Genomic DNA, 14,481 nt, shown 5'->3' with positions numbered 1-14,481 from the left:
CCGGCCGCCACCCGGTGGATCGATTGGAGCGCGCCGGTTCCTGCGCTACAGTGATCCGCCACCGATCAGAGAGCGAGTTCGAGCGATGAACGAGCATTCCTCCACGGCTAGGCCTACCGCTGCGCCCATGGACTTCCGCCAGCTCGCGCGCGGCCTGGGAACGGTGATCACATATGGCGCCGGGGACGTGGCCTTTCGCGAGGGCGACGAACCCGCCCATGCCTACATCGTCCTCACCGGCAGTATAGAAGTCAGCAGCCGCGGAAAGCTCATCGAACAGGTCGGCGCAGGGCGAGCCTTCGGCGTTATTTCGCTGATCGACCAGAAAAAGCGATCGGCGACCGCCAAAGCGATGGAGCCGTCCGAAATCGCGCTGGTTACCTCGAAGCAGTTCCGATTCATGGTCGAAACGACGCCGAATTTCGTCTGGTACGTCCTCGCGGAAGTCGTGGACCGGCTGCGGGCGACGAATTCGGCCTTGTGACGGGGGCCGAGCTCGGCGCGAGCAACAGCCACCCAGATCCAGCGGCAGGCTGAGGAAGGCGGCCTGCCCGCTCCCAGCGGCTGCCCCGGCGCCACACGTCGTGCCGCCCAGCATCCAGCATTTCGCCGTGCCCCGTGCTGCTCCCCCAGGCGCATCCCGCCCCTGCTTTCGTCGCATCTTGCCGGCTGCGTCTTGTGTACTAGTATACCGGCAAGGCCGCAGCAAAGCAGGCCATCACAGGGAGGTAGCATGAGACATCCGACTCGGCGCGGCGTGATCGCCGGCGCTTCCAGCCTCGCCGCGCTCTCCGCCGGCGGCGCCTTCGCCCAAGGCGCCCCTGCGAGCCCGGTGATGCTCAACATCATCGACGTCGCCGGCAATCTGCAGCTCACACAGGGCTCGATCGAGACGTTCGCCAAAGACAATCCGAAGCTGATCTCGCGCCTGAATTTCTCGCGGGCGCCCTCGCCAGAATTGCCGGCCAAGCTCAAGGCGCAACAGGACGCCAACCGCGTCGACATCGACATGGTCCTGACCGGGCCGGGCGCGATGTCGGACGGCATCCAGCAGGGCCTGTGGGTCGACGTCTGGAAGTCGCACACCGCGAGCCTGCCCAAGGCAGAGGACATCTATCACGAGCAGGCGCTGATGATGCAGCGCAATTTCGGCCAGAACGAAGGTGTCGCCGTCGTCTATTCGCCGTCCGGCCCGCTGTTCGAATACATGTCCGACAAGCTCAAGACCGTCCCCAAGACGGCCGAGGAATTCCTCGCCTATGTGAAGCAGAACCCTAACCGCTTCACTTATGCACGCCCGCTCAACTCCGGCCCCGGCTGGACCTTCCTGCAAGGCATGCCCTACATCCTCGGCGACAGCGATCCGAGCGACCCGATGAACGGCTGGACCAAGACTTGGGCCTATCTCAAGGAGCTCGGGACCGCGATCGACTACTATCCGACCGGCACCGCCGCGACGATGAAGGAACTCGGCGACGGCACGCGCGACTGCATCGTCTCGACGCTTGGGTGGGACATCAATCCGCGCGCGCTCGGCATCGTGCCAAAGGAGGCCAAGGTCTTCACCATCGCTAACACGCACTGGATCCCCGACACCCAGTTCATGTGCATCCCGAAGGGGGTGGCAGCGGCCAAGATCCCGGTGATCCTCGCGCTGATGTCGCATCTGCTGAAGCCGGAATCGCAGGCGGCGACCTATGACAAGGGCTATTTCTACCCCGGCCCGGCGATCAAGGGCGTGACGCTCGCGATGGCGCCGAAGGAGAGCCAGGACGTGCTCAAGGAATTCGGCCGGCCCGAATATGACGGGCTGATCTCCAGCCTGCCGACCCGCCCGCCGCTGACGCCCGAGCGCCTGGTCGCCGCCTTCCGGCGCTGGGACCAGGAGATCGGCGTCGGCCACGCGCCCAAATAGGATGCGCAAGTAAGATGCGCTTTGCTGCCATCGGCCTCGACCACCGCCATATCTACCATATGGTCGGCGGCCTGCTGGAGGCCGGCGCGGACTGCGCCGGCTTCGATCCTGCGACCAGCGATCCGCGCGTGCTCGCCGGCTTCCGCGAGCGCTTCCCGCAATTGCGGGAGGTGCGAGCCGAGACCTTGCTCGACGATTCTTCGGTCGACCTCGTCGCCTGCGCCGGCATCCCCTCGGAGCGGGCCGGCCTCGCCGTCCGCGCGATGCGCGCCGGCAAGGATGTGATGGTCGACAAGCCGGGCGTCACGACCTTCGAGCAGCTCGCCGAGGTCGAACGGGTCGTCGCGGCGACGGGCCGCATCTTCTCGGTCTGCTTCTCCGAACGCTTCATCGTCCCGGCCACGATCGTCGCCGGCAAGCTGATCGCAGACGGCGCGATCGGGCGTGTGATCCAGACGGTCGGCCTCGGTCCGCACCGTCTCAACCGGGCGATCCGGCCGGGCTGGTTCTTCGACAAGCGCTATTTCGGCGGCATCCTCACCGACATCGCCTCGCACCAGATCGACCAGTTCCTGCATTTCACCGGCTCGCCCGATGCCGAGATCGCAGCCTCCGGCACCGGCCATTTCGGCCTGGCCGACCTGCCCGATTTCGAGGATTTCGGCGAGATCCTGCTGCGCAGCGACCGTGCCAACGGCTTTATCCGCGTCGACTGGTTCACCGCCGACGGCCTGCCGACATGGGGCGACGGGCGGCTCACCATCCTCGGTACCGAGGGCACGATCGAGCTACGCAAATATGTCGACATCGCCGGCCGGCCTGGCACCGACCATGTCTTCCTGGTCGACAAGGCCGGCACCCGCCATATCGACGCCTCGGGTGAGCCGCTGACCTATTTCCGCGCGCTGCTCGCCGACATCGAAAACCGCAGCGAAACGGCCGCGACGCAGCAGCACATGTTCACCGTCTGCCGGCTCGCCTTGCATGCGCAGGACCGGGCGGTGCGCCTGCCCGTAAGAGGAACCGAGGCAAAGTGACACGCAAGCTCGGCATCGCCGTCATCGGGCTGGGCCCCGCCGCCCTGCCCCACTCGCGCAGCCTGATCGATCTGGCCGACAGGGTCGATGTCCGGCATGTCGTCAGCCGCTCGCAGGAACGGCTCGACGCATACTGCAGCCAGTTCCCCTTCCCCGGCACCACCGACATCGACGCGGTTCTGGCAGACGAGGCCGTCGAGGCGGTAATCGTGCTGACGCCGCCGGCGAGCCATCGCGACGTCGGGGCGCGCTGCCTGGCGGCCGGCAAGCATGTGCTGGTCGAGAAACCGCTGGAACTGACTGTCGCGCGCGGGGAAGAGCTGGTCGCGGCCGCAAGGCGCGCCGGCAAGACCTTCGGCGTCGTGCTGCAGCACCGCTTCCGACCGGCGAGCCTGCGGCTCAAGGCGGCGCTCGACGGCGGCGAGCTCGGCACGGTCGAGGCCGGTCTGCTGCAGGTGCCGTGGTGGCGCCCGCAAAGCTATTACGACGAGCCCGGCCGCGGCACGATGGCCCGCGATGGCGGCGGCGTGCTGCTGACGCAGGCGATTCACTCCTTCGACCTGTTCCGCTCGCTGGTCGGCGTGTCCAGGGTCGTCGCGGCGCAGGTGCGCACCACCTCGCTCCATCGGATGGAGACCGAGGACTATGTCGGCGCCCTGCTCGAGACCGACAACGGCGCGCCGGCGACGCTGGTGACCACCACCGCCGCCCACCCCGGCCATCCCGAGCGCATCGAGATCATCGGCAGCAAGGGCCATGCGGCGCTGGTCGGCGGGCGTTTGCAGCTCTCCTTCCTCGACGGTCGATCCGAGGTGGTCGAAGCCGAGGGCAATACCGGCAGCGGCGCCAACATCATGGACTTCCCGCATGACGCCCATCGTGCCGTGATCGCCGATTTCCTCGATGCGATCGAGGGCGGGCGCGATCCGGTGGTGACGGGCGAGGAAGCCCTGACCTCGCAGCGCTGGATCGACGCGATCCTGGCGGCGGGACGCGGCTGATCAGGCCATCCGATACGCCATGCGCACGCCGCCCCAATGGCGGCCGGCGACGCGCACCGGCGCATCGACCTCGCGCATCAACTGGATGCCGGCGCTGCCCATGTCGCGCTGGTAGGACTGGATGATGAAGGGGCGTGCCGAACGGGCGGCCGTGATCCCGGCCCGGTCGTCGAAAATGCGGCGGTCGCGGCTATAGGCGGGATCCCAATCCGGATCGCCCGGCCGCTGCGGCTGCGAATATTCGGGGTGATGCACCGGGACATAGCCGTTGCGGTCGATCGGCAGGGTGAAGACGAGGCGCGGATCGCTCGCCTTGGCCTGCGCCATCACCGCCGGCAGGATCGCCTGCAGCACGGGCAGTGCCCGGTTCGTAAACTGACGCGGATTGGAGTCCGGCACCGGGACATAGTCCGTGTCGAACAGATCCTCCTCGCTGAGGCGGCCGGTGCGCAGCGCCGCTTCGAGCAAAGCGGCGACCCGATGCGCGAATTCCTGCGCCTGCTCGATCAGCGGGCGATAGCCCTCCTCGATCTCGCCGAGCCGCCGGTGCAGCGCCGCATGCGCCGCCTCCTCACCTCGCTCGAAAGCAATGTGGAAGCCGAGATCGCTGCGCGCCATCACCCGGCAGGGCAGCAGCGGCAAGCCCTCGATCGTAATTGAGCCCCGCGCACGCTGCTTCAGCTCTGGGTCTGCGATCGAGAGGAGCGCGCCGCCGAAACCCAGATCAATAGTCCGCCCTGCGATGCTGCGCCCGGCGATGTCGAGCCTGACCGGGCAATCGGCCGGGAAGCGATCGTGCTGGCGCCGATCGGCGAAGACGGTATGGCGCAGCGTCGGCACGAAGCGCTCCAGCAACCCTTCCGCCTGGCGCGCGCCCTCGGCCAACGCCCGCCTAGCGTCGATGTTCTCCTGCGCGGCAGCGAGCGCGACGCGGTCGACCTCGCCGACGCGGTCGCGCACCGTATCGATGAAGCGGGCGGTCGCCTCGGCGCTGCGCGACAGTTCGGCCGCGGCTGCCGCCTGTTCCTGCGAGGCCTCGCCGACGGTCGCCATCACCGGATTGACCTCCCCGACCAGGCGGAAGGCGTCGGTGACCACGGCGGCGGAGCCCTGAGCGGTCTGGTTCAGCCGGTCGACCTGGCTGCGGATATGGTCGACCGCATCGCGCACCCCGAGGGAAAGCGACTTCACCTCCTGCGCCACGACGCCGAAGCCCTTGCCGGCCTCGCCGGCACGGGCGGCCTCGATCGTGGCGTTGAGGGCGAGCAGATTGGTCTGGCGGGCGATCTCGGCGATGGCGTCGACGATCGAGCGGATCTCGCTGGTCGCAACCGCGAGCCCGTTGATCATCGCCGTCGCCTCGGCGGCACGCTCGGCGGCGTTGTCGAGCATGTCGCGTGCACCGAACATGGCGGCACCGACCCGCTCGGCGGCCTCCGACACCTGCAGGGTCGCGGTGGCCAGCGCGGACGAATTCTCGCTCGCCTGGAGGGCTGCCTCGCGCAATTCGGCCATCCCGCCGCGGATCTCGCGGGAGCGGATTTCCGAACGCTCGGAGCAGTGCTCGGCTTGGTCAAGTCCGTCATTGAGGCGCCGCATCGCGGCGACGACGTCGCTCTCCAGCTCGTTGATCGCCTCGCTGATCGACGTCTCGGCGGGTGTCGCAGGCGGCGGAGGCGCCGCTGCGGCCTGCGACGCAGCCGGCGCGGCAGCGGGGCCGGCGCGGCCCAACAGGCGCCAGACGGAGCGAGCAAGCATAGGCATTCCCGAGGCGAGACAGGATAACGGAGCATGCGCCCGGCAAGGTTAACAAAAAGCTGCGGCGACCAGCGCAAGGCCCGATTTTCCGGCGCGCCGGGCACCACCCCTGCCCCGCGTGCAGATGCGCTCATCCATTGCGCGGGATGGACCACGATTGCCTGCGCGCCTAGATTGTAGGCAGATGTCGACCGGCGGGTGAAGCCGGCTGCCTCAGGGACCCTCGATGAGCTCCTCGCAATATGACGTGATCGTCGTCGGCGTCGGCGCGATGGGCTCGGCCGCCTGCTGGCACCTGGCGAAGCGCGGGCTCAGGGTGCTCGGCCTCGAGCGCTTCGATCTCGGCCATGCCATGGGCTCCTCGCACGGGCTGACGCGGATCATCCGCCTCGCCTATTTCGAGGGCTCGCACTATGTGCCGATCGTCAAGCGGGCGCACCAGCTCTGGCAGGAGACCGGGGACGACGCCGGGCTGAAGCTGCTGCATGTCACCGGTTCGCTCGATCTTGCGCCGGAAGGCCTCGGCCCGGTCGAGTCCTCGCTGCAATCCTGCCTCGACCATGGTCTCGAGCACGAAATGCTCGGCCGCGACGAGATCATGCGCCGCTTCCCCGCCTTTCATGTGCCAGATGGTTATCTCGGCCTCTGGCAGCCGGGCGGCGGCTTCGTCGCCTCGGAGAAGGCGATCTACGCCCATGTGGGGCTGGCGCAGTCGAAGGGCGCCGATATCCGCACCGGCGAGCCGATGCTCGACTGGCAGCCGACCGCCGATGGCGGCGTCACCGTGCGGACCGAACGGACGACCTATTCGGCCGGGCGCCTGGTGATCACCTCCGGCGGCTGGATCGCCGACGCGGTGCCGCAGCTCGCGCGCCCGATGACGACGGTGCGCCAGGCGATCGGCTGGTTCACCATGCGCCGCCCCGAGCTGTTCCGGGAGGGCGCCTTCCCGGTGTTCATCCTCAGCGCCGAGGAAGGCACCTTCTACGGCTTCCCGCTCTACGAGCACCCCGGCTTCAAGCTCGGCGGGCCGCATTTCGCACGCGAGCCGATGGACCCACGCCAGCCGGACCGGACGCCGAGTCCGAACCAGGTCAGGCTGATCCGCGAATGCCTGGCGCGCTATCTGCCCGACGCCAATGGCGAGCCACTGACGGTGAAGGGCTGCGTCTATACAGTCTCGCCCGACGAGGACTTCGTCATCGACGCCGTGCCCGGCGTACCGCAGGCGGTGTTCGCTTCGGCCTGCTCCGGCCACGGCTTCAAGTTCGCGAGCGCGATCGGCGAGATCCTGGCCGATCTCTCGACCAGCGGCCGCAGCGCCTTCGATCTCTCCGCCTTCTCCCTTTCCCGCTTCGACGCCTGAGCCTGTTCGGGCTCGACAGGAAACACCTTGGCCACCGCCGCCCAGAACCGCCGCGGAATCATCGCCATGACAACGGCGATGTCGCTCTTCTGCTGCAACGACGCCCTGATGAAGCTCGCCCGCGAAGCCTTCCCCACCGGACAGGCGGTGGCGCTGCGCACCGCCTTCGCCATTGTCGTGGGCATCATCACGGTCGCAATGATGGGCGACATGCGCAAGCTGCCGCTCGGGCTGAGGCCATTGGTGCTGGGACGCGGGATCGTCGAGGCGTTGTGTGCGCTGACGTTCATCTGGGCCCTCGGCCTGCTGCCGCTCGCCAACATCACCGCGATCGTGATGGCCTCGCCTTTGCTCATCGTCCTGCTGGCGGTGCTGCTGCGGACTGAAACGGTCGGCTGGCGCCGGACGATGGCGCTGATGGTCGGCTTCATTGGTGTCCTGATCGTGATGCGCCCGAGCACTGACGGCTTCAGCGCAGCCGCACTGATCGCGCTCGCCGGCGCCGGTCTCGTCGCCATCCGCGATCTGACAACCCGCTTTATCAGCAGCGACATCCCGTCGACTGTCGTTTCCCTGACCTCGACGGTGATCGTCGGCGCACTCAGCCTCGGCCTGGGCATGTTCGAAACCTGGCAGTCGCCCTGGCGGATCGAGCTGCTCTATCTCGGCCTCGCCGCGCTGCTGGTGACAGCGGGCGGCTTCTGCATCATCAGCGCCTTCCGCAACACCGATGTCGGCATCGTCGCGGGTTATCGCTACTCCGTCGTCCCGATCGCGGTCCTGATCGGTTGGCTGGTCTGGGGCGAGACGCCGGACCGCATCGCCCTGGCCGGCATCGCCCTGATCGTCGGCAGCGGTCTCTACACTCTGCACCGCCAACGTATCCGCCACGATTCGCAATTGAAGCCGGAGGGCGACAAGCCGCTATGACGGCAAAACCGTCCCTCACGGTGCTCGTCGCGATCTCGACGCTGCAGCCGATCGCGCTCAACATGTTGGCCCCGGCCACGCCGGCGCTCGCCCGCAATTTTTCCACCAGCTACGCGACCATCCAGCTGACGCTGACGCTGTTCCTGGTGGCGGTCGCGCTGACGCAGCTCGTCGTCGGCCCGCTCTCCGACCGCTTCGGGCGCCGTCCCTGCGTGCTCGCCGGCACAGCCGTGTTCATGGTCGGCTCGGTGCTCGGCGCGCTGGCGGAAACCACGGGCGCCCTGCTGCTCGCCCGGATCCTCGAAGGCGCCGGGGCGGGCACGACCTTCGCCCTGGCGCGGGCGATCATCCGCGACACGGCAGGCCGCGACCAGGCGGCACGGCAGATCGCGACCGTGACGATGGTGATGGTCGTGGCGCCGATGATCATGCCCTATCTCGGCGGCCATATCGAGACCAGCTTCGGCTGGCGCATGATCTTCTGGTCGATGACCGCTACGGCCGCGATCGTCCTGGTGATGGTCCAGCTGCGCCTGCCCGAGACGGCGCCGAATGTCGGCATGCGGACCTCGCTCATCGGCATCTTCCGGGCCTTTCCGGATCTGGCGCGCGACCGCAGCTTCATCCGCAATGTGATCGCGCTGGCGATGACCTCGGCCGCCTTCTTCGCCTTCATCGCCGCGGCCCCGTTCATCGTGGTCGAGACGATGGGGCGCGGCTCCGACGTCTATGGCGCCTATTTCATCCTCAACGCCTTCGGCTACATGGTGGGCAATTTCGCGATGTCCCGATTGGTGCTCCGGCACGGGACCGCGCGGATGGCCTGGATCGGCCTGATCATCTCGTTCGTGGCAATCACGGCGGCTTTGGCAATCGCGCTGACACCCTGGTGGACGCCGCTCACCCTGTTCCTGCCGCTCGCCATCAGCGCGGTCGGCAACGGCTTGACCCTGCCGGGAGCCACCGCCGCGGCGCTTTCGGCGCGGCCCGAGCTCGCCGGCTCGGCCGCCGGTCTCGCGGGCGCGATCCAGCTCGGCTCCGGCGCAATCGCGGCCGCCCTGATCAGCGCGCTGGTGGCGCATTGGCCACCGGCGCTAATGGCGATGATGTGGCTGATGCTGGTCGCCGCTTTGCTCGCATTGCGCGCGGAGCCGCGTCGGCGAAAGGACTGATCCACAGCGCCTTGCGCGGCGCAATGTTGTACGGCATGTAGCAATCGTATAACCGCCCTTCGCAAACCGCATGATGCGGCCGCAATCCACGAGGTCAGGGAGGACTGAGGTGGAAGGACCCCTCGCTTTGAGCCGCGCGATCGACAGCCTGAACCGCAAGATCGGTCGATCCGTCGCGTGGCTGATTCTCGTTGCCGTCATCGTCTCGGCCGTCAATGCCATCGTCCGAAAGCTGTTCAACGTCTCCTCGAATTCCTGGCTCGAGCTGCAATGGGTGCTGTTCGGCGCGGTCTTCCTGCTGTGCGCCTCGTGGACGCTGCAGGTGAAGGAGCATATCCGCATCGACATCGTGAACAATCTGCTGCCCAAGCGCGTGCAGCAATGGATCGACCTGATCGGCCATCTCTTCTTCCTGCTGCCGTTCTGCGCGCTGATCGTCTACCACTCCGGCCCGTTCTTCATGCGCTCCTATCAGGTCAACGAGCAGTCGCTCTCGGCCGGCGGCCTGCCGCAATGGCCCGCCAAGGGGCTGGTGATCATCGGCTTTTTCCTCCTGCTGCTGCAGGGCATCTCTGAGGTGATCAAGCAGATCGCCATCATGCGCGGCAAGCTCGACGACGACGAGACGCTGCGCGGCCATGCCGCCGCCGCCGAAGCCGAGGCCCAGCGCCTGCTCGAGCAGGCCCGGGCCGAGGGCCTCGCCCCGTGAGCCAAGCCGCCGTTTCCCGGACCCGTTCCATGATCCTAGCCCGTTCCGTCCGCGCCGCCGCGCTGCTGCTCACGCTCACGCTCGTCGCCTTCCTTAGCCTGCACACCGGCGACGCCCACGCCGCGGGGATCGGCGACTTCCTGCGCACCAACATGGCGCCGGTGATGTTCGTCGCGCTCGTGTTCTTCCTGCTGCTCGGCTATCCCGTCGCCTTCGCGCTCGCCGCCAACGGCCTGTTCTTCGCGGTGGTCGGCATCGAGCTCGGCATGTTCCAGGAGAACTTCCTCCAGGCCCTGCCCGAGCGCATCTACGGCACGATGAACAACGACGTGCTGCTGGCGATCCCATTCTTCACCTTCATGGGGCTGGTGCTGGAACGCTCGGGCATGGCCGAGGACCTGCTCGACACGATCGGCCAGCTCTTCGGGCCGATCCGCGGCGGCCTCGCCTATGCGGTGATCTTCGTCGGCGCGCTGCTCGCCGCCACCACCGGCGTCGTCGCCGCCTCCGTCATCTCGATGGGCCTGATCTCGCTGCCGATCATGCTGCGCTACGGCTATGACCGGCGCCTCGCGACGGGCGTGATCGCCGCCTCGGGCACGCTGGCGCAGATCATCCCGCCTTCGCTGGTGCTGATCGTGCTCGCCGACCAGCTCGGCCGCTCGGTCGGCGACATGTACGAGGGCGCCTTCATCCCAGGCCTCGTGCTCTCGGGCCTCTATGCCGGCTACGTCTTCCTGGTCACGATGGTGTGGCCGAAACGCGCGCCCGGCCTGCCGCCCGAGGCGCAGACACTGCGCGACGCCGACGGGCAGACCCGCCGCTTCTCGCTGCTGGTGGTGACGATCATCGCCTTCGCGCTCGCCATCGCCTATATGAAATTCTTCACCAAGGTCGGCGCCGGCGCGGACTTCGTCATCCTGACCATGTCGATCGCCGTCGCGGTCGCCTTCGTGATCGCGCTGCTCAACAAGCTCCTGAAGCTCAACCTGCTGTCGCGCATGACCGAGCAGGTGATCTTCGTGATGGTGCCGCCGCTGGCGCTGATCTTCCTGGTGCTGGGCACGATCTTCATCGGCGTCGCGACGCCGACCGAGGGCGGCGCGATGGGCGCCACCGGCGCGATCCTGCTCGCTCTGAGCAAGAAGCGCATGACCTTCGATCTGCTGCGCCAGGCGACGGAATCAACGGCCAAGCTCTCGGCCTTCGTGCTGTTCATCCTGGTCGGCGCGCGCGTGTTCTCGCTGACCTTCTACGGGGTGAACGGCCATGTCTGGGTCGAGCATCTGCTCGTCGGGCTGCCTGGCGGCGCGACAGGCTTCCTGATCGTCGTCAACGTGATGGTGTTCCTGCTCGCCTTCTTCCTCGACTTCTTCGAGCTCGCCTTCATCATCGTGCCGCTGCTCGGCCCGGCGGCGGAGAAGCTCGGCATCGACCTGATCTGGTTCGGCATCATCCTCGGCGTGAACATGCAGACCTCGTTCATGCACCCGCCCTTCGGCTTTGCCTTGTTCTTCCTGCGCTCGGTGGCGCCGAAGAATGCCTACAAGGACAAGATCACCGGCAAGATGATGGAGCCGGTGACGACCGGGCAGATCTACTGGGGCGCGGTGCCCTTCGTGGTGATCCAGTGCATCATGGTCGCGCTCGTCGTGCTCTTCCCGCAGATGGTGATGCACTACAAGAGCTCCGGCGTGCAGCTCGACCAGCAGCAGATCAACAAGCAGCTCGACAGCATCAGCATTCCGGGCCTGGGCGGCTCCGGCGGCGGGCTGCCGGGGCTCGACCTCAACGCCCCGCCGACGCTGAACCTCCAGTAAGGTGGCGCCCTGAAACGATGAAGCCCCGGATCGGCGATCCGGGGCTTTGTTCTTTTCACCGGTCATGCTCGGGCTTGTCCTGAGCATCGCAGGCCGGAAGAGGCGCCTATAGGCACCTTCTCGTCAGGAGATTCTCGGGTCTGCGCTTCGTTCAGCCCGAGAATGACGCTGACCTCACCAGCGCTGCCATCCATTATTCAGGTTGTTGTCAAGCCTGCCCCGGCCGCTGATCACGGCGCGGACCTCGCCGGCCGAGGTCTGACCGCGCGCCTCGCCATACAGCATCGCACCGGCGCCAGAGCCATAGTCGCGACGGCCGGACGTCTTGCCGAACTCGACGCGGACACCGCCGCCGACGCGGACGCAAGCCGAGGAGCCCTCGACGCGAACGAAGCCCGGCCCATATTCCGGGCAGGGGCGTGTCGCCTGCGCCGGCGCAGGACGCGCGGCAGCTGGCTTGGCCTTGACCGGTCCACGGCCGGGAAGCGGCTCGCCGATCGACTGGGCGGCAGCGAGCCCTGGCAGGGCCAGCGTGGCGACGATGATGGCGAGTGGCAGCTTCATGAGTGCCCCGATTTGCGGAGATCGGCAGGATAGCGCTTCGAACAAGGCCGGGCTAGGGCAGCCGCGGCTCAGCCGGCCCTGGCGCTCTCCGCCAGGATCGGCGCCGTCGCGATCTCACCGACGCCGGGCACGGCGCTCAGCCTGTCGACCAGTCGGGACAGGGACGGCGCGTCCTCTGTTTCGACCACCAGCATCGCGTCGACGGGACCGGCCAGCGAATAGCAGGCGACGATCTCCGGCCAGTGCCTGAAGCGATCGAGCACGGCCGCGCAGGGGCGCGTGCGAATGTGCAAGGACAGGATTGCCCGCGTGGCCGGCGCCTTTGGCCTGTCGGCGAGCCTGACGCCGTAACCGAGGATGACGCCCTCGCGCTCGAGCCTCGCCATGCGCTCCTGGATCGCGGTGCGCGAGAGCCCGGCCTCGCGCGCCAACGCCGTGAAGGAGGCGCGCGCATCGGCCTGGAGCAGCGCGAGCAGCTTCCGGTCGATGGCGTCGAGCTCACCGTCGTTTCGCAAGCGAGATCCCTCCAGAAACCGCCGATCGCAGGCATCGCCGGCATCTTGCCTATGGCATGGGCGCCGCCGCCGGTGAAGATTCCAGGCCTCTTCCAATCTGGAGAAACGGGAATGAGGACGATCAAGCCGCAGGACTTCACTGGCAGCCGCGCCTGGGAGGCGCTCGACATCGAGCGCATCGACGACGCCACCATCCGGCTGCACTGGACCGACCAGCCCTACAAATGGCACGTGAATGACGGCCCCGAGGTCTTCGTCGTCCTCGACGGCGAGGTCGACATGCACACCCGCGCCGAGGGTGTCGAAGCCGTGCAGCGGCTCGTGCGCGGCGACATCTTCCATGCGCAGGACGGCGACGCCCATGTCGCCCACCCCGTTGGCCCGGCGCGTGTCCTGGTGATCGAGCGCGCCGGCAGCGTCTGAATCAAAAATCCCCGGCCTCACGGCCGGGGATTCCAAAGTTGGCCGGCGAACCGGCAGAACGCCCTCTTCTCAGAGCATGTTGCCCGCACGGGCGCGGATCAGGAAGTTGTCGTAGGTGTATTCCGCGATCTGGAACCAGAGATATTCATCGCCGCGGAAGGCCGACATCGCGTCGTAGATCTTCTTGAAGTCGGGATTCTTGGCGCTGGTCTCGGCATAGACCTCCTTGGACGCCTTGAGGCAGGCCTCGAGGATCTCCTGCGAGAACGGCCGCAATTGCGCGCCGCCGCCGACCAGGCGCTTCAGCGCCGCCGGATTACGCGCATCGTATTTCGCCTGCATGTCGATATTGGCGAGGCCGGCGGCCGTGGTCAGGATCGACTTGTAGACCTTCGGCAGGGCCTCCCATTTCGCCGTGTTCATGAAGAAATGCAGCGAGGCGCCCCCTTCCCACCAGCCGGGATAGTAGTAATACGGCGCGACCTTGTTGAAGCCGAGCTTCTCGTCATCGGCGGGGCCGACCCATTCGGCCGCGTCGATGGTGCCCTTCTCCAGCGCCGGATAGATGTCGCCGCCGCCTATCTGCTGCGGCACGACGCCGAGCTTGCTCATCACCTGCCCGGCGAAACCGCCGATGCGCATCTTCAGGCCCTGCAGGTCGGCGACCGTCTTGATCTCCTTGCGGAACCAGCCGCCCATCTGGCAGCCGGTATTGCCGCCGGGCAGCGCGTAGATGTTGTACTTCTTGTAGAACTCGTTGAGCAGGTCCATGCCACCGGCATGATAGAACCAGGCGTTCTGCTGGCGGGCGTTGAGACCGAAAGGCACGGCGGTGCCAAAGGCGAAGGTCGGGTCCTTGCCGACGTAATAATACGAAGCGGTGTGGCACATCTCGACCGTGCCGTTGGTCACGGCGTCGGCCGCCTGCAGCGCCGGCACGATCTCGCCTGCGGCGAAGACCTGGATCTGGAACTTGCCGTCGGTCGCCTCGGAAACCGCCTTGGCCAGCACTTCCGAAGCGCCGTAGATCGTGTCCAGCGATTTCGGGAACGAGGAGGTGACGCGCCACTTCACCTCGGGCATGGACTGCGCAATGGCCGGAGCCGCAATGACGCTCGCGGCGCCGCCGGCACCGGCGACCTTCAGAAACTGACGACGCTTCATCGTGAAGAGCTCCTCCCAGAGCGTGCAAGGCGCGCCGGTGTTTCCGGTTCGCGCCCAAGGGCGTCAGGAAAGGGCATCTCAACCGCGAGCGCAAGCGTGCGACATAG

At 67.2% G+C, this 14,481-nt stretch carries 14 protein-coding genes; 10 read left to right on the top strand and 4 right to left on the bottom strand.

From position 1 onward, the window contains the following. Positions 1–127 precede the first annotated feature (127 nt). The 4 genes from BMZ69_RS09585 to BMZ69_RS09570 all read left to right on the top strand — a co-directional run bounded on the left by BMZ69_RS09585 (position 128) and on the right by BMZ69_RS09570 (position 3,953). The gene (locus tag BMZ69_RS09585; RefSeq protein WP_175506736.1) at positions 128–484 is read left to right on the top strand and encodes a Crp/Fnr family transcriptional regulator; all 357 of its coding nucleotides are present in this window, start codon (positions 128–130) and stop codon (positions 482–484) included. Between the two features lie 249 nt (positions 485–733). Next, positions 734–1,915, top strand: a complete 1,182-nt coding sequence (locus BMZ69_RS09580) for an ABC transporter substrate-binding protein (RefSeq protein ID WP_092156334.1) — start codon at positions 734–736, stop codon at positions 1,913–1,915. Between the two features lie 14 nt (positions 1,916–1,929). Continuing rightward, positions 1,930–2,952, top strand: coding sequence for a Gfo/Idh/MocA family protein (locus BMZ69_RS09575; protein ID WP_092156333.1), 1,023 nt, complete (start codon positions 1,930–1,932; stop codon positions 2,950–2,952). Next, positions 2,949–3,953, top strand: a complete 1,005-nt coding sequence (locus BMZ69_RS09570; protein WP_092156332.1) for a Gfo/Idh/MocA family protein — start codon at positions 2,949–2,951, stop codon at positions 3,951–3,953. Before BMZ69_RS09575 ends, BMZ69_RS09570 begins: the two co-directional genes overlap by 4 nt. Here BMZ69_RS09570 and BMZ69_RS09565 read toward each other — a convergent pair whose 3' ends face one another. Continuing rightward, positions 3,954–5,711 carry a methyl-accepting chemotaxis protein gene (locus BMZ69_RS09565; RefSeq protein WP_139219015.1) on the bottom strand — a complete coding sequence of 586 codons (1,758 nt, stop codon included), beginning with the start codon at positions 5,709–5,711 and terminating at the stop codon, positions 3,954–3,956. It abuts the gene before it with no gap. Positions 5,712–5,937: 226 nt separating this feature from the next. Between BMZ69_RS09565 and solA the strand changes: the two genes are divergently transcribed. The 5 genes from solA (at position 5,938) to BMZ69_RS09540 (ending at position 11,708) form a co-directional block, all read left to right on the top strand. Continuing rightward, complete coding sequence (gene solA, locus BMZ69_RS09560) at positions 5,938–7,077, top strand: N-methyl-L-tryptophan oxidase (protein WP_092156330.1); 1,140 nt, start codon at positions 5,938–5,940, stop codon at positions 7,075–7,077. Between the two features lie 27 nt (positions 7,078–7,104). Next, complete coding sequence (locus tag BMZ69_RS09555; protein WP_092156329.1) at positions 7,105–8,007, top strand: DMT family transporter; 903 nt, start codon at positions 7,105–7,107, stop codon at positions 8,005–8,007. Then, the gene (locus BMZ69_RS09550; RefSeq protein ID WP_092156328.1) at positions 8,004–9,179 is read left to right on the top strand and encodes a multidrug effflux MFS transporter; all 1,176 of its coding nucleotides are present in this window, start codon (positions 8,004–8,006) and stop codon (positions 9,177–9,179) included. The genes BMZ69_RS09555 and BMZ69_RS09550 overlap by 4 nt, the downstream gene beginning before the upstream one ends. Before the next feature lie 109 nt (positions 9,180–9,288). Then, complete coding sequence (locus tag BMZ69_RS09545; RefSeq protein ID WP_092156327.1) at positions 9,289–9,888, top strand: TRAP transporter small permease subunit; 600 nt, start codon at positions 9,289–9,291, stop codon at positions 9,886–9,888. 128 nt (positions 9,889–10,016) lie between these two features. Continuing rightward, complete coding sequence (locus BMZ69_RS09540) at positions 10,017–11,708, top strand: TRAP transporter large permease (protein ID WP_092156467.1); 1,692 nt, start codon at positions 10,017–10,019, stop codon at positions 11,706–11,708. Between the two features lie 174 nt (positions 11,709–11,882). Here the strand turns inward: BMZ69_RS09540 and BMZ69_RS09535 are convergent, their stop codons facing one another. Further along, entirely contained in the window at positions 11,883–12,272 is a 390-nt protein-coding gene (locus BMZ69_RS09535) for a porin (protein WP_092156326.1), read from the bottom strand. A gap of 68 nt (positions 12,273–12,340) precedes the next feature. After that, on the bottom strand, positions 12,341–12,787 hold the full coding sequence (locus BMZ69_RS09530) for an Lrp/AsnC family transcriptional regulator (RefSeq protein ID WP_175506735.1): 447 nt from the start codon (positions 12,785–12,787) through the stop codon (positions 12,341–12,343). A 111-nt stretch (positions 12,788–12,898) separates the two neighbouring features. Between BMZ69_RS09530 and BMZ69_RS31050 the strand changes: the two genes are divergently transcribed. Next, positions 12,899–13,210, top strand: a complete 312-nt coding sequence (locus tag BMZ69_RS31050; protein WP_139219013.1) for a cupin domain-containing protein — start codon at positions 12,899–12,901, stop codon at positions 13,208–13,210. A 69-nt stretch (positions 13,211–13,279) separates the two neighbouring features. On the opposite strand, the gene BMZ69_RS09525 is transcribed toward BMZ69_RS31050, so the two are convergent. After that, complete coding sequence (locus tag BMZ69_RS09525) at positions 13,280–14,374, bottom strand: TRAP transporter substrate-binding protein (protein WP_092156324.1); 1,095 nt, start codon at positions 14,372–14,374, stop codon at positions 13,280–13,282. Positions 14,375–14,481 lie beyond the last annotated feature (107 nt).

The sequence above is a fragment of the Allobosea sp. CRIB-10 genome (assembly GCF_900112185.1).
Taxonomy (GTDB): Bacteria; Pseudomonadota; Alphaproteobacteria; order Rhizobiales; family Beijerinckiaceae; genus Allobosea.
This window is presented reverse-complemented; position numbering and strand designations above follow the sequence as displayed.

What these genes read in the sequence shown, in the direction of transcription:
- BMZ69_RS09585 (WP_175506736.1), top strand. Translation starts at nt 128, where the DNA reads ATGGACTTCCGCCAGCTCGCGCGCGGCCTGGGAACGGTGATCACATAT.
- BMZ69_RS09580 (WP_092156334.1), top strand. Translation starts at nt 734, where the DNA reads ATGAGACATCCGACTCGGCGCGGCGTGATCGCCGGCGCTTCCAGCCTC.
- BMZ69_RS09575 (WP_092156333.1), top strand. Translation starts at nt 1,930, where the DNA reads ATGCGCTTTGCTGCCATCGGCCTCGACCACCGCCATATCTACCATATG.
- BMZ69_RS09565 (WP_139219015.1), bottom strand. Translation starts at nt 5,711, where the DNA reads ATGCTTGCTCGCTCCGTCTGGCGCCTGTTGGGCCGCGCCGGCCCCGCT.
- solA (WP_092156330.1), top strand. Translation starts at nt 5,938, where the DNA reads ATGAGCTCCTCGCAATATGACGTGATCGTCGTCGGCGTCGGCGCGATG.
- BMZ69_RS09550 (WP_092156328.1), top strand. Translation starts at nt 8,004, where the DNA reads ATGACGGCAAAACCGTCCCTCACGGTGCTCGTCGCGATCTCGACGCTG.
- BMZ69_RS09535 (WP_092156326.1), bottom strand. Translation starts at nt 12,272, where the DNA reads ATGAAGCTGCCACTCGCCATCATCGTCGCCACGCTGGCCCTGCCAGGG.
- BMZ69_RS31050 (WP_139219013.1), top strand. Translation starts at nt 12,899, where the DNA reads ATGAGGACGATCAAGCCGCAGGACTTCACTGGCAGCCGCGCCTGGGAG.
- BMZ69_RS09525 (WP_092156324.1), bottom strand. Translation starts at nt 14,374, where the DNA reads ATGAAGCGTCGTCAGTTTCTGAAGGTCGCCGGTGCCGGCGGCGCCGCG.